Source organism: Shewanella sp. BJSY2023SW005 (genome assembly GCF_047314585.1).
In the GTDB taxonomy this organism is placed as follows: Bacteria; Pseudomonadota; Gammaproteobacteria; order Enterobacterales; family Shewanellaceae; genus Shewanella; species Shewanella algae.
Genome location: NZ_JBKORJ010000038.1, coordinates 31,532 through 51,938 on the forward strand (window position 1 = coordinate 31,532; position 20,407 = coordinate 51,938).

Genomic DNA, 20,407 nt, shown 5'->3' on the forward strand with positions numbered 1-20,407 from the left:
ACAAAAGATGAAACTGAAATCGATAGACTTTAACTGGATCCTGCTGCTGGTTGCCATCGCCTTGGGTGGTGTCGCAGCCTTTGCAACCAAATCATATTTCGAGCAGCGGGAAGCCGAGCTCAGAGCTGAACTCAGTGACAGTGATGTCGTGATGGCTGACGTGCTTGTAGCCAATCAACCTCTTGAAAAAGGTATGATCATTTCTGAGCAGAATATGACCGTACGGCAAATACGAGCCGATATAGTCCCCTTGGAAGCCTACCATCCCAGTCAATTCGGTGAGGTGGTCGGCAAGATGCTATTACACCCGATGGCTCCCGGCAGACCCCTGCTTACTGCTTATGTACCCGGCCATGGTGTCAGTAAATTTTCCGACATGCTTGATGAAGGCCAACGTGCAGTGACTATCGAGATTGATGTCATTAACTCAACGGCCGGAATGTTGGTTCCATCTGATCATATCGATCTATTGTTGGCGTATGACGAACCGCTGGGTGACAACAACAACAATCGCAAGAAGTTACAGCTACTTCTGGAAGACGTCACTGTATTGGCAACAGGCAGACGCAGCCAGGAAGTACCTGATGAACTGGCAGACACCCTATTTGAAGATCCCGCCTCCTACAATACTGTGACCTTGGCTTTATCCGTGGATGATGCAGCCAGGGTGTCCTTGGCCCGCAACAAAGGTTCATTTGTCACTCTATTGCGTAATCAACAGGAAACTTTGCCACTGGAGTTTGCTTCCCTGTATCAGGATGAAATATTTGAAAAATCAGCTTCTGACAATAGTCGCCTGGTAGAGATTATTGTCGGTGGCGGCGGCGTTCAAACCCAATATCAAGAATACCCAAATCCAGATGCAGCCGAGCCTAAGCTGCAAATCACCCAACAAGAGACAAGAACCGCATTATGAGAAGTTTCATCCTCTTTCTGGCAGCCTTGCTGTTGCCATGGCAGACCTTTGCCCATAACAACCCTCCTCTCTCGCTTTATGTCGGCGCAGTGGAGCTCTATAAGGTCAACAATGTTGAACGCGTTGTGGTCGGAAATGGTGCAATTCTCAGTGCCAAAGTCATTGATGATAAAGGAGTATTGTTAATAGGTGAGTCTGAAGGTGTCTCAGACCTTCAGCTGTGGCAAAAAAATGGGAAACTCATCAAGCGCAGTGTCACTGTTTATGCCAAAAACCAACTGACCAGCATCCAGAATATCCAGCATCTACTGGCTTCTTTCCCCAAGCTAAGCGTGACTCAATCCAATGAGCTACTGGTCGTTCAGGGAGAAGTCGATGAGAAACATAAAGGCGTCGTTGAAAAAATACTGGCCAGTCACCCAAACCTGATTTCACTTGTTGAGTTCAAACAATATGCCCCGGACATGGTTCCCATGGTGAAAATGCAGGTGCAGATAGTCGAGTTCAATAAATCTCGTCTTAACAACATTGGTATTCAATGGGATTCAGTTATGTCAGGCCCAGCCTTTGGTGCAGCTAAAGCCTTTACTGCCAACCCCATTTTCAGTGTGACATCTCCTGGCAATTATGTCGGCACCATCAATGAGGCTATTTCAGACAGCATTGGTGTTCTGGATACCAGAGGATGGAGTTATTTCGGCATAGTTACCGGAATTGGATCCAAGATTCAGTTGATGGCCGAAAAGGGGGATGCCCGCATGCTGGCGCAACCCAACCTCACCACTCGAAGTGGTGAGGCTGCCAGCTTCCTGGCCGGAGGCGAGTTCCCCATCCCTATGACCTCAGCCCTGGGCGTCGTCACCGTAGAATTCAAGGAATATGGGATCAAGTTGGATATCGAACCTGAGGTGGACGAACATCAAAATATCATTAGCCGAGTGCGAGCCGAAGTCAGTGCGATTGACCCTTCAGTTGCTATTGATGATGTTCCCGGCCTACTCACCCGTAAAGCAGAGTCCGTAATCAACGTCAAAAACAAAGAAACCATGGTGATTTCAGGGCTGGTCAACAGCGAAATGTCAAAGTCCGTTTCCCGTTTTCCACTGCTTGGTGATATTCCCATCCTGGGAGAACTATTCAAGTCACGTAATTTTAGGGAAAACAAGACCGAACTGGTTATTTTCGTTACCCCTACAATAGTTTATCCGGGTCATGAAGAGCACGAAGCACAGTTGGCCCGGGGTAAAGAACTGGCGGCAGAAGCTGACCAGCTAGAAGCCTTCTACATCCTGGACTAGGAGCGGTATATGTTCAGTATTATGGTGAGCACCAATAAAGGTACCCGGGTCGGTGAGTTTCAATGTATTCATTCCCAGTGCCAAATAGGCAAAGATCCAGACAACCTTATCGTCTTGAGAGGATTCAAAGTTTCACGCTTGCACGCCACGCTCATACAGGATGAAGAAGGCATCTTCGTGGAAGACAACAAGAGCCGCACCGGTATCAGGGTGAATGACGAAAAGCGGCAGCGTTTCGGTCCACTCAAGACAACAGACAGGATACAGGTAGGGGATTATCAGCTTCGCGTGATTAATCAAGATCCCGAATACCAGTTCGACAATAAAGATTCGTCAGCAGAATGCCCACCGGAGAATCCTGCTGACAAGCAGGTTGCAGACGTTGAAAGCACTAGGAACATGAAACCACTGGCTATGACCAATGCCAAGCTGGATCATATTCAATTCAGAAATGAGTGGCGCCGACGGGTACACAGAGAACTGCTGAAACAGATGGATCTTCGCAGGGTCAACGTCAACGAGATGAGCGACCAGGAGCTACGCCAGCAGAGTGAGTCTCTTATCCAGCAAATCATTAGCCAAATGCAGCTTCCTGCAGAGATTGAAGTCAACTCTCTAATAGAAGAAGTTCTGGATGAAACCATAGGGCTTGGCCCCTTGGAAGGCTTGGTTGCAGACCCTGAAGTGTCTGAAATCATGGTTAATAGTCATGATCAGATCTTTTATGAAAAAGCCGGCCAGCTGTTTCTTTCAGACGTTGCCTTTTCAGATGATCAGGCCGTATTGGGCGCCATAGAGCGAATAGTTACACCAATAGGCAGACGCATAGATGAAAGCTCACCCATGGTGGATGCGCGTCTTAAAGATGGTTCCCGGGTTAATGCAGTAATACCACCTTTGGCTCTTAAAGGCCCATGCATCACCATACGTAAATTTATGCAGCAGCGACTGAACTGTAGTGATCTGGTGCGCTTTGGTTCTATGAGTCAGGCAATGGCTGACTTTCTGGAAATTGCAGTTAAGCAGAAGCGAAATGTCGTTATCTCTGGTGGTACAGGTTCAGGGAAAACAACCCTGTTGAATGTTCTCTCCAACTTTATTCCGGAAAGCGAACGCATTATCACAGTTGAAGATGCCGCCGAGTTGCAACTCTATCAACCAAATCTGGTTTCACTGGAAGCTCGTCCAGCCAACCAGGAAGGTAAAGGCGCCATAGAGATCCGTGATCTGGTCAAAAACTGTCTTCGGATGCGTCCTGACAGAGTCGTTATCGGTGAATGCCGTGGAGGTGAGGCACTGGACATGCTTCAGGCCATGAATACGGGGCATGACGGCTCGCTGACTACAGCCCACTCAAACTCACCACGAGACTGTATCTCAAGGCTGGAAGTCATGGTGATGATGGCTGGCATGGAATTACCGGTACAAGCCATTCGTGAACAGATATCTTCAGCCGTCAATATCATAGTCCAGCAATCACGTTTCGCCGATGGTTCTCGTCGCGTTACCAGCATTTGCGAGGTCACCGGCATTGAAGGCTCCATAGTGCAACTCTCGGAGATATTCCGTTTTCAACAGACGGGTTTCAACGAGCACGGCAAAGTACAGGGTTACTATACGGCAACCGGTTCTGTCCCGGAGTTTTATGAGCGCTTAAGGCAACAAGGTATCAAGGTCAAACTGGATATTTTTGAGCGGGAGTCTCGCCATGAGTAGTCCGTTGTTCATCATAGGTTGCATTGGTATCAGTGCGGTGCTGCTGGTGTGGTCATTGAGGCACCTGTCGTCTAATTGGGCCAGAGAATATCAGGACAAATTCACCACATCAGCCAGTACAAACCTTGCCGATATGTTCATGTTCATCGAACCGCAGCAACTGTTTTTGATGAACATTATTACTTTGGTATCAGTGCCATTTCTAGTTTGGTTGCTGTTTGGTTCTTTGATACTGGGTATTGTCCTCAGCATAATATTGGCTCTGCTGCCACGCTTTGCATATCGCTATCTACGTAAGCGTCGCCAACGTAAGTTTGTCGAACAGTTGCCTGATGCACTTAATATGATCGCCTCTTCAATGCAGTCCGGCGCCAATACCACCTCAGCCATTGAATTTATGGCTGAGGAAATGGATGCCCCCATACGGCAGGAATTTCAGTTGTTTCTGCGGGAGCAACGCTTGGGGGTAGAGTTCAATACCGCTCTGAACAACATGTATGCTCGAATTCCTGAACCCGAATTTCAGTTAGTGATTGCCGGTATGCAAATATCCCGAGAAGTAGGGGGAAACCTGGCTGAAGTACTGTCAAGGCTGTCCAGTACACTGCGAAAAAAGCTGGAGATGGAAGGCAAGATAGACGCGCTAACATCACAAGGTAAGCTTCAGGGATTAGTGATGACCTTGCTACCAGTGTTTATCGGGGTAGTACTCAATCACATGGAGCCGGATGCCATGGGACGCATTTTTACCGAGCCCTTGGGCTGGCTCACCATCGCAGTCGTCGTATTGATGCTGTTCTGCGGTTACATATCCATTCGTAAGATAGTCACTATCGATGTGTAGTAGGAGCCGCAATCATGGTTAATCTGATCATCCTCTGCTACGCCTGTGCTTTGGGCTTCACCATTATCAGTTGCGCAAGGATTTATCGCCGGGTTCCTCCCGATAACAGGGAGTTCATGGATCCGCTTTCACCTGGGTTAAAAATAATTTGGCCACTGGTGCAAGTATTGGCTTTCTACATCAGTGAGAAGCTCAGTGTCGACTATCTGGAACGGGTTTCCAAGAAACTACAGATATCCGGCCTGTCATACATCATGAGCGCCGAGCAATACTTCGCCATCAGGATCCTCAGCACGCTATTTGCAGTGGGACTGATGCTGGCAGCAACCGCGATGCTGGGAGAGGTCAACAGCCGCTACCTGCTCTTTGCTGCCATTGTTGGTTATTTCCTCCCCGTGATGACACTGAACGATCTGCGTAAGAAGCGTCAGCTAGACATTGTTAAAGTGCTGCCTGTGTATCTGGACTATCTGACCATGTCCATCGAAGCCGGTTTGAATATGACTGGTGCGCTGACCCAAGCGGTTGAACGCGGTCCAGAAGGGCCTTTAAAAATTGAAATTGAAAAGGTTATCCGCGATATGCGCGCCGGGATGTCCAGAGCTCAGTCTTTTAGGAATATGGCCGAACGGGTACAAATAACCGAAATCAACAGCTTGGTAAGTGCCTTGGCTCAAGCAGAAAGAACCGGAGCAAGCCTGGGTAAAACACTTAGAATTCAAGCAGACCAGCGCCGAGTAGAACGTTTCCAACGTGCCGAAAAGAAAGCCCTGGAGGCTCCAGTAAAGCTGGTATTCCCACTCATAGTGTTCATCTTCCCTGTCACCTTCATGATTCTTCTTTTCCCGATAGTTATGAAGTTTATGTACGAGCTATGAAGATGGAAACCAAGACACTTATTACAGCCTCAGGCTATGAATTAGGGCAAGTGTTTCTGGCCAACAATCCCTGGCTGCGTCTAAGAGGGTTACTGGGAAGGCCAAAATTAACACCTTCTCAGGGAATGTTAATCAGCCCCTGCAGCTCGGTACACACTATAGGAATGCGTTATCCGCTGGACATAGTGTATCTGGATGCCCAGCACACAGTCCTCAAAGTGGTTTCCGAACTCAAACCCTGGCGCAGCAGTTTTTGCCATGGCGCCCATCACACACTTGAGCTGGTAAATGGAACAGCAGCCAAGGCCCAAATCCATGAAGGAGAAACACTCAGATGGAAAAGTTCCTAATCACGCTTATGTGCACCCTGATGTTGATTATGCAAGGGTGCGCTTCTCAAACACAGCACCAGGGCAACCAGGCTATCATGGAGATACAAGCCAGAGCTGAACATGCCTACAAGCTGGCGATGATGGATCAGGCCGAAAGTCTGTACCTCGAAGTGTTGAGATCTGTTCCCAATTACGCTCCCGGTTGGTTTCGTCTGGGCAACATCTATACCCGAACCGGACGTCAAGATGCTGCCATAGCGGCCTATCAACGTTGCATTGAGCTTGAGCCAGACAATCAAAAAGCTTGGTATAACATGAGCCTGGTACGCTTGAAACAATCTGCTCAGGTATTGGAAATAGCCCAACAGCATGGTGACACTAGTTCTGTGGTTCATAGGCAAATAAAAGCGTTGCTCCAAGCCATCTACGAACTGCAACGTGAACCCAGCCCGGAGCAGGCCGCGAGATGAAACGGTTAACATCGCAAACAGGCCAAGCGATGATGGAGTTTAACCTCGCTCTGCCCTTTCTGATGCCACTGGTATTGGTTGCCATGATGTTGCTCGTTCAATGGGGATTTATCTATTCCGCCAAGAGCACCTTGGATGCTGCAACCGTCAAAGCCGTGCGCTCAGGAGCCCTCAATCACGGTAGTTTGAGTGCCATACGTAAAGGGCTGAGCGAAGGTATGATGCCCCTTTACAATCAGGATCCCAGCCTGACAGGTACCTTGGGAGCGTTAGCCAAAGCCAGGATTGCGGTGACAACCCAAGCCAAGATAACCATTCTCAGCCCGGATAAGAAGGTCTTCGATCGCTTTAAAGTAAGGTCCACCTACCAGGGCAAGAGCCTCTATGAAATCCCCAACAATAATCTTATGTACCGTAATCCGGCGTTACAAAACCTTGGGAATAACCGACAACTGAACATCCAGGATGCGAATCTTCTACAAATAGAAGTTCGCTGGTGCCAAAAGTTAATCGTTCCCTTTGCCAACTATGTACTCAGAGAGATTGTCAGTTCGCCACTATACATGCCCAGCAAGGAGCAACTGGAGTGCAATCTGCTCAGCCGAGCTACCGGGGATATTTATCTTGCTATGGTCTCTGATGGCCTTATGCGTATGCAAACTCCTTTCAGGATGTAACCAACACTTATAGGGAAGTAAATCATGTCCAAAAAAACTTACCTGGCTCTGCTGATAGCCGGGATAATGCTGACCGGTGGTTGTAATGGTGAGCTAGAGCCAGATGAAGGCCCGGGTCAGGAAGTTCCAACTGACCCAACAGATCCAACCGACCCGACGGATCCAACTGACCCAGACCCGGTTGACCCACCCAGCCATGAAGGTAGCTGGGAAATACGTGATGAGGACAATGACGGTATTCTGGATGAGAGGGATGATTACCCTTTTGATCCAACAAAACATCAATTTCCTCAAATTATTGAGCAAGAACCCAACGATAACCCCTCAATCGCAACCCAGGCAGGAATGGCTCCCCCATTTACGGTGCGAGGAGCCATTTCTCAAAAATCAGACAATGGCGATCTGTTTTCCTTTGAAGGAGAAGCCGGTCAATTCTATACCTTGATGCTCAGCTATGAGGATCCGGATTTCAAACCCAATATCTACTTTTCTGATGCTCAGGGTAATGCACTCAACTTTGGTGAGTTGGAAATAGATCCTGTGCTCAAGAAAGTCGCTATCAGCGTTGAAATTCTCAAAGATGGCCTTTATCACATTGGCGTCAACGATATTAACTTTGATGGCCGTCCTAGCTTCAGCTACAGCGCCCGTATTTTTGCTGATCGTGACAGTGATGGAGTTTATGACCAGCAAGAACTGGCATTGGGCATGGATCCAGAGAGTGATGACTCAGACCAAGATGGGATACCCGATACTCTGGAGTATCTGTATGGTTTAGCAGCCGATGACTTTGATCCAGATGGCGATGGTATTCCCAACTGGTATGACACAGATAGTGATGGTGATGGCCTGAGTGATGGATTTGAGGGTGGCGCCGATGCAGACGGCGATGGTCAGGGTAACTTCCTCGATTTGGATTCCGATGGCAATGGCATCGCTGATGCCATTGAGGCCGGCGACAATCCCAAGCACCCTTTGGACAGAGATCTTGATGGAGTCCCTGATTTTCTGGACTTGGACGATGACAATGATGGCGTCCTGGATATCAATGATCAGGACAGGCTGACCGCCGTCAGTATCAGCTCCGTAGCTATCCTGGGGCAGGCCTATACAGTCCATAACGATACCAAAGTCAGGTTTTTCCGCGAAGGCGATACACTGAACGTAGAATTGGATTCTCCCTTATCTGCCGGTCAACACTTTTTGGTTATCACCCGGGAAGGCTTACCTCCAATCAACTTACCTTTAACTCAAGCCTCAGGTCTTATCACTACAGTACTGCCCAAAGGTGCCAGTGAAGTTTTTGTCTCTGATGGTGCTCTGCGCACCAATGCGAGAGCTTTGAAACTTCAGCCTGCAGGCACCCCGGTTATCAGCACAGCCGGCGCAGTGATGCTTGACGAAAACGCCCAGGTGACTCTCTATGGTGACAGCCTAAATGGCAATATCACAGTGACAGCCAATGGAATACCTTTGGAGGTCATTTCAAATACAGCCCATTCTGCGAGAGTGAACGTCCCAACAGGACTTGTCGACGGTACGCTGCAAATCAACAACGCCCAGGGACAGAGCAACCAAGTACAATACTATGTACTCAAAGAAGCAGAAGTTACCCTCACCTCTGTAGGCGGTGTTGATCCCTTAGGTGTACGTGTAGAAACACTGCTGAATACCACAACGACACTGGATTACAACGGTCGGGCAAACATTAAAGTCTTTAAGAATCGGCTGACTCCTGTCACAGCCTTTGTTCCTACTGCAGATAATAGTCAGGGATATGTTTATCTAAACAGTTACTTGTTACCAGGCGAACAACAACTGACATTGGATATAAACAGTACGACTTTTAAGTACGTGCTGGACTTTATTGGCGTTGACAAGATCCCACAGGCTTCGTTGGCTAATTTTCGCGACACCATAGTGACTTATCCTGAGTTCATAGAACTGCAGGAACACTTCGCTGGCATGCTGCAAAGTTCTCCAATGGCACTGGAGCAATTATCTCAAGCAACAAACCTGTTGCTAATAAGCAACAGCAACAAGATATATCAGCGCTATAGTCAGAACCAGGTTGGCAACACAGCCAAAGCCCAGTCATTCAATGCTTCTCCAATGGCTATGGCCATGGTCAAGCGAGCTTCAGCAACCGGAAGCATTAAACCAAACATCACCAATTATGGTACGGCTTACTTTGACTATAGTCTTGCGGCCACTAACTTCCTCGATAATTGGCTACCGTCGGATCCAAGCTGTCCCAATAACAGCGAGATCACCAAAGAACAGAAAAACAAACTCCAGTACGATGGCTGCTCAGAGCTGCAAAATCGTACCCGGCTTTATTTGAGTACCATGATTATCCCTCTGGGTGAAAATGGACAGTATGATGAGTCCAAGCTGGATAGTCCGCTGCGCAAGCACGCTCAATCAGCTTGGGATGGCAATATAATAGGACCGCAATCTGGAACATACTTTGGTCTGGAGTTTTGGTCCAAAGATCAGTACTACAATGTTTGTCCCTATCAAGATTGCCTTTACCAAGTTCTCGCTCCGGGTGTAGATACTCCTTTGGGGCCTTCACCATTTAGCTTTCGTAATCAGTCTGCCTATGATGAGGCCAACCTCAAAGCTCGCCAATACTTGGCAATTCGCACCGTCATAGACGGTATCTTGCTTAAGTTTTTTGACCTTATTTTAATCGGGGTAGGTTATGAACCGGCAGGATTCGACCCCGTGGTCATCACCAAGTTAGTGATCCAGTACTCACCCAAGCTGATAGAGGAAACTGAAAAACTTTATAAGGATGACAATGTTACTGGAACTGACCTTGCCAACTTCCTGGAACAGCTTGCGATAGAATTCTATAAAAATGAAATAGAAGTCTTCTACGATCCTGCCAATAGAGGCAAATTGGGCCCCATCACTACAGCAGTGCTGCAAAGTATGGGAGTAAAGCCCGAAGACCTGGCAGCCTTGGCTGCCGGAGCCGCGTTACGCAAATGGGCTCCTTTTATTGGCCAAATGGAAGCGATAAAAACTGGCGCCCAGGTAGCAGACATATTGATCGACCAGCTCAAGACCATTACAGATATGGTCGGCGTACCGGTGAAGTCTGACTTTACCCTCACTTGGGGGATGCAAATTGTCGACATAGACCCTGCCATTATGAAAGCAGAGCCTATAGACAAGCCGTTGTCTATCATCGGCACAGGGTTTGGCATTAACGAACGTTGGTATTGGTTTGATGAAGAACCCTTAACCGAACTGAAAGATGAGGGCAACAATGCTTATGAAGAGCGTGAATATGAATCTGTCTCCGAGGATGGCACTCTGCTGAAAATAAGCGTTCCAGGCTCTATGTTGAAAAACGCTGTCGGTCCTATCGCCGTTGCTGTTGAGCACAGAGGGCAGCGCGCTGAGTCACCTGTAAAAATCAAGATTGGTGATGGCCTTGAGATCATACGTTTGAAAGCAAGTAGCGGCCAACCCGGTGACTTAGTCGTCATCGAAGGCTTGGGATTCAGCCAAACCAAAGCAGATAATAGAGTCACATTCGCCGGTAAGAATGGTGAACGTATCGTTGCCTTTATCAACAAGGTCGAGCCAGGGAAACTAACGGTGAAAGTCCCCAATAATGTTGTCTCGGGTAATGTCACTGTGGAAGTAGATAACGAGCTCAGCAATGGACTCAAGTTTGAAGTACCCCATCTACTGGAAATCACTTTCGGTGATAACGGCAACTTCAACGACGATATCTTTAAACTGGTTGTCGATGATAAAGTACTGACCGATGGCAGTAGCCCGCAACGCCAGGTTGGCCCCTTATCAATACCGCTTACCTCAGGCACCCACACAGTAAAACTGGTAGGGATCCGGGCTGAAGATGAGATAGGCACCTATTACATCCAGTTTGAAGGCGATGTTCTCTCTGTCTCGGGGGATGAATTGGAAGGCCGTGACCTATTGAAAGATAGCGTCAAACAATTCCAGGTCGAAGTCGGAACTCCCCAACAGAAGGCTCGTAGTCAATATCAGCCGTTGCGCAATCTGCAGCAGGAATAAAATCAAGGGAAGAGCCGTAAGGCTCTTCCCTGTTTCAAGGAGTTGAATAATGAAAATTCCATTTGCATATCTTTCACTTGGAGTAACCCTTTTCACGCTGCCAGTGGCGGCCAAACCAAATGAGAAGCTGACTCAACAGTGCTTGGATAGTTTTGAAATCATCAAAAACCAGGATGTACAAGCCTTTGTGGCACTAATGCCCTACGAAGCGAGTGCCAAGGAACAAGAGCATGCAGCCCAAATACTGGCCCGTTCACACAAGCGTTGGTATCAAGATAAGACTCTCGGCACCATTACGCCCCAAGATGTGAGTTACAGCGAACCCAGCAAAAGCAAGCAACAGAAAGGTGCGCTTCAGGAAGCGCGGGTTAAGCTACTGATAGAAGGAGAAAACTACCGTTCTTCTGTCAGCTGCAAATTTCTCCAAACCGATAAAGGCTGGTTTCTTTCCAAGTTGCCTTAACCCGTTTTGACGAACTTAACTCAAGGATGAATCAATATGCGTAAACTTTCCCTCCTGTCGGTAGCACTCAGTGCTACGCTGCTCTCTGCCTGTGGCGGCTCCGATTCAGATGACAATCAACCACCTGTTACGACTGATATTAGTGTTCAGGGCCAGGTTAGTTATTTGGGTGCTGTGCCGGGGGCCGATGTCTGCGCCGATCTCAATCGTAACCTGTCTTGCGATGCTGATGAGCCCACAACAACTACCGACAACGATGGCAAGTATCAGCTCGATTGGCGCAGCGATGACCCAACGCCCGACTATTATCTGCTGGCCAGCTGGTTACCGCAGGCCAGTGACAATACCTCAGCCAAACAGCAACACAACAAGCAGAGTGTCGCTGCCCAGACTGCTGATGACGGTAGTCTGGAGCTCTTTGCCCTGAACCAGCATACGGGTGCCATCAACCTAGTGACCCATTTGGAATTCAGTCGTTTACAGCAGATGTTGCAAGCGGGCATTGGTGACGCCCAGCGCGATAACCTGCTTCAGGAACTCAGGCAGCTATATTCCCAGCTGTTCGCCCCGGAGAGCGAGAATCCTTACCAGCTTGCTGCCGAAGTCACAGCTGCGCCGGCCTTTGCCGAGGCATTTTGGTTACTGCAGCACATTCACGCTTTGACTGAAGCTCAGATAGAAAAGCTACTCGGTGAAGGCAATCATGAGGCCATTCTGGCGGCCGAGCAGACCCTCGCCATGACCCTGAATGAGCTGCGGCAGTTGATCGCCGCCAGTGGTCAAACAGCGGAGACATTCCTGGCCACAGATCCCCAAGAGGTGCGTAACAAGGTAAACAACGCCATGGTTGCCCTGGGTTACCTGGAACCTATTGATGACAAAACCATGAACGACAATGATTGGGTGATAGTACTCAATGGCTTGATGGAAGATGATGAGCAAGCTCATCTGCTTGATCTGGGGCTGACTGGCGGATCGGAGGTGTTCACCCTGCAATATGGCGACCCCTCCAAGTTTCTGACCGGAAGTGTCAACCAAGGCAAGGTCCTGGCCCAGGATGTCACTCTGGGAGATGAGGTCGCCAACGAGTGCTGGAATACTCAAATGGAGCGCTGGATAAATGCCGATCGCAAGGATCAGGGCTATAGCCCAAGCGCGCCGGTTATCGAAGGCAATCAACTACATACCTTCTATGATGGTACTCAGGTACCAATCACTATGCAGGTGGACAAGTACCAGGCCGGCGCCGAAGACTGGCAAACCTTGCTGGCAGGTACCCCGGCCGCGCTGCAGTTGGCCAAGCTAGAATGGCCTGGGCAGGTTTACCGCATCTGGACGGCGCAGCAAGCCGATGTAATGTGCCGGAATGAAGAGTTTGTTTCCTGGGAGATGCCGGTTGCCAACGCCGAAGATCTCGACTCCAGGGCGCTGATTACCCTCTTCTGGCCTATAGCAACAGAGGATGAAATTACCCTGGATGGCGAGCAGCGTTTCACGCTGAACTTTGGCGATACCCCTGAAAGCTACGAGTGGCAGCTAATCCAAAGCCCGAGTGGTGCGCCTTTGTTGCAGATCACAGAGCTGCTGGACAATCCAGAGCTGGCCGACAAGGTTCTGCCCAGCCAATATCTGATCCAAGGTGACCAACTCATTGAAGTGAATATTTACCGCGCCTTTGATTTCGATGCCGGCAGGCAGCAATTGCGACTCACCTACGAGCAAAGCTTCAGCGATTCCCTGTATCAACATCTGAAACAACTGGCGCAGGCCAATTGAGCAAGTAATGAGGAAGACTAATGTCTGTTACCAACCCCGTCATCCAGCAGCGGCAATTGTTGGCGCCTATGTATCTGGACGGCTATTTTCCGGATTTTCTGGTCGATAAACTCAAAGACGTATTGCTGCAACTGTGCAGCGAGATAGAAGCCCTTAAGCCCGAGGATGAAGGCGCCTTGCTGCAACTGACTCACGCCGCTACCCTGGCCATCAATGAGCTGCAAGATGAGTTTGAAGCCAACGGCAGTGAACTGGAGACAGTCGCCCGGGATTGCATCGCCGATGAGTTTTACATCATCAGCCGTGCTTATGGCTTCGATAGTCTGGATATCGAACAAGCCATCTCCCCCAGAGATTGGTGATAAAAAAACGGCCCTTGCGGGCCGTTTTTGTTTTCAGGGGAGATTATGAGTAGCTCGAAGGCTTAGTTGGCGGCAGCCTGCTGACCGGCGATACGGCCAAAGACAATGATGTCTGTATAGGCGTTGCCACCCAGGCGGTTGGTACCGTGAGTCAAACCTGTCACTTCACCGGCGGCAAACAGACCTGGGATCACCTTGCCTTGTTCATTCAGTACGTGGGTCTTGGTATCTGTTACCAGACCACCCATGGTGTGGTGTACCGATGGCGTAGCTTTCAGGATCCAGTATGGGCCCTTGCTCAAGTCCACCAGCCCGGCTCTGTGATTGAAGGCTTCATCCTTACCGGTTTTCGCATAGTGGTTCACATCTTTGATGGTCTTCTTGAGGTTTTCCAGCGGAATGTTGAACACCTTGGCGGCTTCTTCAATGCTATTCACTTCATACATCAGACCACGGCTGGTGAAGTCTTTGTATTCACCTTGGTGCATACCAATGGTACCGGCCACATCGTCGATGTCCTTGTTCCACAGCACATAGGTGTAACGACCGGGTTGTTCCAGAATCGCATGGGAGATCACATCGCGACGTTCCAGCTCTTCCACAAAGCGCTCACCGTTTTGGTTAACCAGAATCGCACCGAAGAAACGGGAGTCGGCGATCAGGGCAATTGCGCCAGTCTCTGGGTTACAGATAGGATAGGTTTGGATATAGCCCAGGTTGCGGGTGTCGGCGTGGATCTTCTCACCCATGACAATACCGTCACCTGTGCCACCTGCAATACCCGTAGTACCGTAACGCTCATCCAGCTCTGGGTTGTATTGCTTACGCATGGCCACGTTGGCAGAGAAACCACCGGTAGCGACAACAACACCGCGCTTGGCATGATAAGTGATCTTCTTGCCGTTTTTGGTCGCTTCAACACCGACGACCCGACCATTGTTGTCCATCAGCAGACGCTCGGCGGTAGTGTTGGTGTGAATAGGCAGACCGACTTCTTCGGCCTTCTTGGCAAATTTGCCAATCACTTCGGCACCCGTGTGGCCTTTGGGGATCAGGGCGCGCTTGACGCTGTGACCACCAAACTGGAACAGCTGGTTGGGATAGTACTCAACCTTGACATAGTCACGCAGCCATTCGGCGGCATCGACGGCATTGTCTACCATCACCTTGACCATCTCAGGATCACCCTTGAAGTCGCCCCCTTTGAGTGTGTCCTGGATAAACAGCTCTTTGGAGTCGGTAATTCCCATGCTCTTCTGTACCCAGCTACCGGCTACGTTCATCTCGGCGCCGGAGATCAGCGAGTTACCACCTATGATGGGCATCTTTTCGATGATGACGGCAGAAGCACCAGCTTCCATGGCCTCCAGACCGGCACTGAAACCGGCACCACCAGAACCTATCACAACCACATCATAGGTGTATTCGGCCGGCGTCAGGGCTTCACCATGCTTGGCGGTGGCCGTGGCGGCAACCAGAGTCACACCTGCGGCTTCAACACTGGCAGCCACGGCTTTTTTGAGGGCATTGGAAGTCACGGTCGCACCGGAAACCCCGTCAACATCTACAGAGTTGTTGTCTATGATGGCCTGTTTCACATCTTTGAATGCGGCGGCGGCCAACACAGGGTTTTCTTTCTGCTTCAGCACATCGATAGCCACAATACGGCCATCCTGAATGCTGGTTTCTACCTGGATCTCACCATGCTTGCCCTGGGCAGTCCCCTGACTCTTGATGATCTCATGGGTCACCTGACAGCCGGTAATCACCACGGCAGTGGATACGGCCACGCCCAAAACGGATTTGTTCAACTGCATATTCAGTTCCTGTCGATTAAAAAAGGGAGCCTGGCTCCATTGTTAAAACTGGTATCCAAAAGCCAACCCATACTCGATACCGTCGTTGTACTGTGCACCCCAACTGTCGTACTGAGTCAGGTGCAACTTGCCGTAGAAGGCATCGGTAAATTGGGTCTGCCAACCCAGAATGATCTGGTGCCCATAGCTGTCGTAACTGAACAGCTTTTGGTGGTCTTCATCCCTGTCTATCTGCGCTTCGTAGTTGACGGACAAGTTGTGCTTCAATCCGGCAAAACTCAGCGGGTATTTGGCATTGAGCACCAGGGCATAACCTGAAATGTCATTGAAGTTCTCATCTGTTGGTGAGAAATGACCAAAGGTATAGTTAAAACCAACCCCGTAGTTCAGCGCCAAATCGCCAAACTTACTGTTGTGCGTAACCCCCAGATACAGGTTGTCTTCGACCAGAGTCTCACTGGCAGAGATAAAGTTCTGGGCCCAAAAGTTAAAACCGCTTTCACCCAGCTTATGCTCTATGATTGCCAATGATTTTAAAGTGGTTTTACCATCTTCATTCTTCTGGTTTTCCGCGACTTCACCCGGGTTTTCCAGCTTGATATTGGCGAAATAACTGCCCCAATCGGCCAAACCCAAATGATTCAGCTTGAGAAAGGGTTGGTTAAAGACGCCAGGGTTATCATCCTTGGTATCACTGGTATAAAACTTATAACCAAGATCCAGACTTGTTTTGGTTACATCGGCCTGCACATTGGCAGAAAATGCCATAGCCAGTACCACCCCACTCAACAACCATTTTGAGCTCATAATATTTCCTCAGACAAATACAATGCCAAGTAATTGAAAACTTTAAACACATGAATTGGACGAGAAAATAATAATTAATTGCCACCAATAGCAGCTGTGATCTTGGTCGATTACAATCCTTAAAAAAATAAACTCTGTGGTTTAAGGAAGTAGATAACAGGAGACCACAAGTTAAGTGAAAATTCCGTCAAACAAATTAAAAAGAGACAGACCAAGCTATCTCTTTTTAAAATATTAATAGCCAATCTATAAATATAAGCCTAAGCTCACACATTCCTTTAATCTGTAATTTCTATCTCGGCAATAAACATCTGCGGTGGCCGATATTCCTTGAACTGCCAACCCAGCTGTTTCGCCAGTCGCTTGACCAACATCAGCCCCAGACCAAAACCTCCCATGCCATCCTGTAAGCTTGAGTTGCTGACTCGGATACACTTGCCCCGCTGCTCCACCTTGACCTCGCCAGTGCCATGCTCGAGCGCATTGCGCAGCAGATTATTGAGCATGATGCACAGAGGCTCTTTCAGCACCAGTAGTTGGGTATCGTCACAATCCAATTGAATAACCCCCTGCTTGCCCTGGGCGTGCTCCTGCTCAGTTGCCAGCTGCTGCAACAACTCGGCCGGAGCCAAGCGCTGTTTCTCCAGCCTGGTGCTGCTCTTGTTGGTGAGCCACAACAGGGTTTCTATGATGGACTTCATCTGCGCCGTCGCCTGGCTGGCAGCAAGTACTGGTCCGGTCAACTTGCCCTTTTGCAAGGTGAGCAGCTCAAAGGATGACTGGCAGATAGCCACAGGAGTGCGCAGTTCGTGGCTGGCAAAACGCAGGAAGTTGAGTTCCCGCTGCTGGGCCTTTTGTAGCTGCTGCAGCGAAGTATTGAGCGCATCCACTATCGATTGCAGCTCGGCATAGCCTTGTTTGGGAAAACTGAAGCCATTCATGCTTTGCCAGTCGTGCTGTTTGATCGCCTGACTGATTTTGTGCACCGGGGTGATCACTTGCTTTTGCATATGAAACGCCAGGCTGGCCACCACCCCGAAGGTCATCACTATCAGCAATAAAATGGCGGTCATGTTCTTGGGCGCAAAAACAAGATCATGGGTGGCATCATAATGCAGCCACAGATACAGCGGCTGGCCTGAAGCCGTGTAATGCACACTCAGGGCATCGATATAGGGGCCATCAAGATGCTGATAACGAATACCCGTTTCTGCAGTGGGAGGCTGAAAGTCATTGATAGCTTTGATCTTATCCGGCACCCGCTGCCAGTCGGCAAACACGCTGATGTTGTCGGTATCCAGCTCTGTGCTGCCCTGAAGGAACACCGCTTCAGCCGCCTGCCCTGCGTTACGCAGAGTGATCTCATGCATGGAAAACATGCCGGTGCACATCATGCAAAGGGGGATGATGCTATTGATGGCCAGAGTGACCGCCAGAAAAATAAGCCCGTAAATTTGATAGCTGCGCTTGAGGCTGAACTTGGGCATCATCTTCAGTCACTCCTCAGGCAGAGTCCTACTCCGCGAATGGTGTGGATCAGTTGACTGTCGAACGGCTTATCCACCACCCGCCGCAACAGATGCAGATGGCTGCGCAGGCTGTCGCTGTCAGGTGGGCAGTCGGGCCAGAGCATACGCTCTATCTCTTCCCGCTCCACGGTTTCCGGGCTGCGGCGAGCCAGCAAGGCCAGTATCTGCCAGCCGGTGCGGCTCAGGGACAACAACTGCCCTTGGCGATAGGCCTCGTGTTTGCCAAAGTCCATCTCCAGCTCACCCAGTTGTAATCTTGGTGGTGCCGGACGGCGCTGAGCCACGACTCTTAGGCGGGCCACCAGCTCCTCCATGGCGAAGGGTTTGATCAGATAATCATCGGCGCCGGCATCGAAGCCGCTCAACCTGTCATCCAAACCGCTGCGGGCGGTCAGCATGATCACCGGCGTGGTCATACACTGGGCCTTCCAGCCCTGGCATGCTCGAACACCGTCCCCGTCGGGCAAGTTGAGATCCAGCACCACCACATCGAAATGCTGCTGTCTCAGCAGTTCATTGGCCTGAGCCAGGGTTTCGGCATAGTCACATTCAATGCCTTTTATCGCCAGGTACTGAATAATATTGTTTGCCAACAGACGATTATCTTCGACCAGCAGAATTAACATGTCAGATCAACTCAAATTGATGGGCCAGATGGATCAGATTTGCCCTGTTGCTGGCACCCAGTTTCTTGCGCATTGACTCCATATGGTATTCAACCCCACGAACACTAATGTGCAGTCGATCAGAGATCTCATGATTTTGTAGTCCGGTTGCGGCCATTCGCAGCACTTTTCTGGCATTGGCCTTGAAGATCCGGCTCTGCAGAAAGGGGTTGAACCTCTGCCTGTCATGTTCAAACAGCAGACTTTGCACCAAGATCAAGGTCTGCTGTACCCGTTCCGGATCCGGCTCGGGACGGCCCGATGCCAGCAATATGAAACGACCAAACCAGGTCGGGTTGGCATAGCTGGGGACAGGAAAGCTCAGAACAGTGTCGTAACCATGTTTGGCAAACAAAGTTTTTACCGGGTCGTGCTCTTGCCAGCGATACCGCCAGGCTTTATCTGCGCTTAAAGACTCGGCAAAGTTACTGTCGCTGCGGGCAAAATGTTCCAGATAGTACTGTTGCAGGGTCGCTATCCTACCGGAGGAAGCCAGTGAGGCTATTGGCCTTCGCAGCCACACAGGGGCGAACAAGCCTTGATTTTCCGGGTGTTCCAAATACTCCCTGGCATTGCTTGGCAGCCCCTGAAACCAGAACCCCTGGAACCCCAGCCTGGCGATCAGCGGGCCGACGGTTTGCAGTACTTGTCTGAAACTGCTCTGTGCTTCCGTGAGTGCAGCCTGATTCAATACTGTACTCATGCGATTACTCCTCAAGAATAAGAATCAAAGCCAACATAACTCAGGCTACGAATTGAACAAAGACAGTTGAAACAGATATTTAGAATAGGCTGCAAAAATGTAACCCCATGTAAAAACTACGGAGTTTTTGACGTTATTTTCACGTCACCTCCACTATGCTGATAAGGCCAGCTTCGAGCCGCTGTTTATAGCGCATGCCTGCCGCCAATGGCAGCGATAGTGGCCTCGAGCTCACTGAACCCCTGTCTGTTTGCTGTTGAATTTCCGAACAATGAAACCGTTGACCCTGAAAGCCAAGGCTGTTAATTATATTCGTACTCAGTAAAGTATAAGGATATACAAGATGAACAAATGGATATTATTAGCATGCTTTTCAGCAGGTTATACTTCATCTACCGCAATCGCAGAACCTGTCTCGGGTACGCTGCAACGCATTGAAGCCCATGCGGAATATTTTGGCTTTCAAGATCCGCAAGCCTACCTTCACTTCTCCGCCGAACTGAACCGGCTGATGGCCGGTGACAAGACACTGGGCGAGCCGATACTGTCTTCAACCACTTACAGCCAAACTCTGGGGGCCGGAATGGCCTTCTCGGCTCTTTCCAGTCAGCAACGAAGCGAACTCAGGGAGCTGGTTCAGGCGCGTAGAGCCAATATGGCCAAGAGCCTGGGGGTGAGCGAAGCGGCGCTGCAACAGAGGGTTGCGCAATATGCTGCCTATTCACGGCTGAATGCCAGGCTGCATGAGATCCCCATTGCCAAGGTAGTTCAAAACGCCTCACTCAGTGACAGCCCCAGACATCTGGAACTCAGTACAGAACAGCTGGCTGAATTGGGAGAGCCAGACTCACCTATAGCCCAGTTGGCCATTACTCAACTGGCGGCGCAGGCAGGTGTGCCCCAATTCACTCCGTTCGTGGTGCACTTCAGCGCCCGCGGTTCAGAGCAGAGATTTATCTACAATGACTTCTCCGGAGCCTGGAGCATTTCCGCCGAGACGGTGTGTCCAAGCCGCGAATGTGGCTCGAAAACCCAGTGAGCAAAGGCTATTCCCGATTCCCTAAACAAAGAGCCCCGGTGGTTAATCCTACCGGG

The 20,407-nt window shown here is 49.7% G+C and carries 18 protein-coding genes; 13 read left to right on the top strand and 5 right to left on the bottom strand.

Annotated elements, in window-relative coordinates:
• Positions 1-7: 7 nt before the first annotated feature.
• The 12 genes from cpaB to ACMHXI_RS12195 all read left to right on the top strand — a co-directional run bounded on the left by cpaB (position 8) and on the right by ACMHXI_RS12195 (position 13,791).
• Positions 8-916, top strand: a complete 909-nt coding sequence (gene cpaB / locus ACMHXI_RS12140; protein ID WP_028780580.1) for a Flp pilus assembly protein CpaB — start codon at positions 8-10, stop codon at positions 914-916.
• On the top strand, positions 913-2,214 hold the full coding sequence (locus ACMHXI_RS12145) for a type II and III secretion system protein family protein (RefSeq protein WP_025010634.1): 1,302 nt from the start codon (positions 913-915) through the stop codon (positions 2,212-2,214). Before cpaB ends, ACMHXI_RS12145 begins: the two co-directional genes overlap by 4 nt.
• Positions 2,215-2,223: 9 nt before the next feature.
• The gene (locus ACMHXI_RS12150; protein ID WP_025010633.1) at positions 2,224-3,930 is read left to right on the top strand and encodes an ATPase, T2SS/T4P/T4SS family; all 1,707 of its coding nucleotides are present in this window, start codon (positions 2,224-2,226) and stop codon (positions 3,928-3,930) included.
• Positions 3,923-4,774: a type II secretion system F family protein gene (locus tag ACMHXI_RS12155; RefSeq protein WP_025010632.1), complete on the top strand. Its 852-nt coding sequence runs from the start codon at positions 3,923-3,925 to the stop codon at positions 4,772-4,774. Before ACMHXI_RS12150 ends, ACMHXI_RS12155 begins: the two co-directional genes overlap by 8 nt.
• A gap of 14 nt (positions 4,775-4,788) precedes the next feature.
• On the top strand, positions 4,789-5,652 hold the full coding sequence (locus tag ACMHXI_RS12160; protein WP_044733386.1) for a type II secretion system F family protein: 864 nt from the start codon (positions 4,789-4,791) through the stop codon (positions 5,650-5,652).
• The gene (locus tag ACMHXI_RS12165) at positions 5,649-6,002 is read left to right on the top strand and encodes a DUF192 domain-containing protein (protein WP_025010630.1); all 354 of its coding nucleotides are present in this window, start codon (positions 5,649-5,651) and stop codon (positions 6,000-6,002) included. The genes ACMHXI_RS12160 and ACMHXI_RS12165 overlap by 4 nt, the downstream gene beginning before the upstream one ends.
• On the top strand, positions 5,987-6,454 hold the full coding sequence (locus ACMHXI_RS12170; RefSeq protein ID WP_025010629.1) for a tetratricopeptide repeat protein: 468 nt from the start codon (positions 5,987-5,989) through the stop codon (positions 6,452-6,454). The genes ACMHXI_RS12165 and ACMHXI_RS12170 overlap by 16 nt, the downstream gene beginning before the upstream one ends.
• On the top strand, positions 6,451-7,131 hold the full coding sequence (locus ACMHXI_RS12175; protein ID WP_028780577.1) for a TadE family protein: 681 nt from the start codon (positions 6,451-6,453) through the stop codon (positions 7,129-7,131). The genes ACMHXI_RS12170 and ACMHXI_RS12175 overlap by 4 nt, the downstream gene beginning before the upstream one ends.
• Before the next feature lie 66 nt (positions 7,132-7,197).
• A complete protein-coding gene (locus ACMHXI_RS12180; RefSeq protein ID WP_345875272.1) occupies positions 7,198-11,190 on the top strand; it encodes an IPT/TIG domain-containing protein in 3,993 nt (1,330 codons plus the stop codon).
• Between the two features lie 49 nt (positions 11,191-11,239).
• Positions 11,240-11,653: a hypothetical protein gene (locus ACMHXI_RS12185; protein WP_025010627.1), complete on the top strand. Its 414-nt coding sequence runs from the start codon at positions 11,240-11,242 to the stop codon at positions 11,651-11,653.
• A 36-nt stretch (positions 11,654-11,689) separates the two neighbouring features.
• Entirely contained in the window at positions 11,690-13,429 is a 1,740-nt protein-coding gene (locus tag ACMHXI_RS12190; RefSeq protein ID WP_413735049.1) for a hypothetical protein, read from the top strand.
• Between the two features lie 20 nt (positions 13,430-13,449).
• Entirely contained in the window at positions 13,450-13,791 is a 342-nt protein-coding gene (locus ACMHXI_RS12195) for a DUF5713 family protein (RefSeq protein ID WP_028780574.1), read from the top strand.
• Between the two features lie 62 nt (positions 13,792-13,853).
• Here the strand turns inward: ACMHXI_RS12195 and urdA are convergent, their stop codons facing one another.
• The 5 genes from urdA to ACMHXI_RS12220 form a co-directional block, all read right to left on the bottom strand.
• Positions 13,854-15,608, bottom strand: a complete 1,755-nt coding sequence (urdA, locus tag ACMHXI_RS12200) for a urocanate reductase (protein ID WP_025010623.1) — start codon at positions 15,606-15,608, stop codon at positions 13,854-13,856.
• A 42-nt stretch (positions 15,609-15,650) separates the two neighbouring features.
• Positions 15,651-16,415, bottom strand: a complete 765-nt coding sequence (locus ACMHXI_RS12205; RefSeq protein WP_109248452.1) for an outer membrane protein OmpK — start codon at positions 16,413-16,415, stop codon at positions 15,651-15,653.
• A 278-nt stretch (positions 16,416-16,693) separates the two neighbouring features.
• Positions 16,694-17,905, bottom strand: coding sequence for a sensor histidine kinase (locus ACMHXI_RS12210; RefSeq protein WP_109248451.1), 1,212 nt, complete (start codon positions 17,903-17,905; stop codon positions 16,694-16,696).
• 2 nt (positions 17,906-17,907) lie between these two features.
• Entirely contained in the window at positions 17,908-18,570 is a 663-nt protein-coding gene (locus tag ACMHXI_RS12215; protein ID WP_025010621.1) for a response regulator transcription factor, read from the bottom strand.
• 1 nt (position 18,571) lies between these two features.
• Positions 18,572-19,312: a helix-turn-helix transcriptional regulator gene (locus ACMHXI_RS12220; RefSeq protein ID WP_025010620.1), complete on the bottom strand. Its 741-nt coding sequence runs from the start codon at positions 19,310-19,312 to the stop codon at positions 18,572-18,574.
• Positions 19,313-19,655: 343 nt separating this feature from the next.
• On the opposite strand from ACMHXI_RS12220, the gene ACMHXI_RS12225 reads away from it, so the two are divergent.
• On the top strand, positions 19,656-20,351 hold the full coding sequence (locus ACMHXI_RS12225; RefSeq protein WP_101060204.1) for a hypothetical protein: 696 nt from the start codon (positions 19,656-19,658) through the stop codon (positions 20,349-20,351).
• Positions 20,352-20,407 lie beyond the last annotated feature (56 nt).